Annotated in this window: 1 protein-coding gene; it reads left to right on the top strand. The window is 64.4% G+C overall.

Annotation, left to right across the window (positions count from 1 at the left end; translation table 11 throughout):
* A partial coding sequence (locus AACY52_RS30225; RefSeq protein WP_339561365.1) for a hypothetical protein occupies window positions 1–432 on the top strand: 432 nt, incomplete at its 5' end.
* Window positions 433–505 lie beyond the last annotated feature (73 nt).

Here is a 505-nt window from a genome sequence, read left to right as displayed (position 1 = left end):
CTCGATTGCAGCGGCTTTGTCTATTGGAGCATCCGCTTCCCGTCGGTTCCGCCGCAATCGCGCATCGTCAACCACCCGTTGTACAAGAAGATCAATGGCGGCTGGTTCGAGACCACCGCGATCCACGCCGATGGTCTATCCTCAACCGGCTATTTTCGCGCCTTGCCGGAGCCGGTTGTCGGCAGCTTCCTGGTCTACCCAGATTATACCGGCACCGATGGCCGGACGCATGATGGCCATATCGGCATCGTCACCGCGCTGGATACGACCCAGCATGGCATCGCGCGGGTGAAGGCGATCATTCACTGCTCGCTCGGCGGATGGCACCAGCACGGGGACGCGGTCCAGGAGACCGCACCCGCGCCGTGGCTCGCCCACAACAACGCAATTGCTGTGTGGTATGAAGGCTTTTCGGACGCGCCGTCGGCCTGACTACCCCCGCGCCGGGATCGCCAGACCGCGCTGCACCGCCGGGCGCTTGGCGATCTGGTCGGTCCAGCGCTGC

It is taken from the genome of Pseudomonas sp. EA_65y_Pfl1_P113, from assembly GCF_963970525.1.
Lineage (GTDB): Bacteria > Pseudomonadota > Gammaproteobacteria > Pseudomonadales > Pseudomonadaceae > Aquipseudomonas > Aquipseudomonas tritici.
Note: the sequence above shows the minus strand (reverse complement) of the source record. Positions and strands in the feature narration are given on the sequence as shown.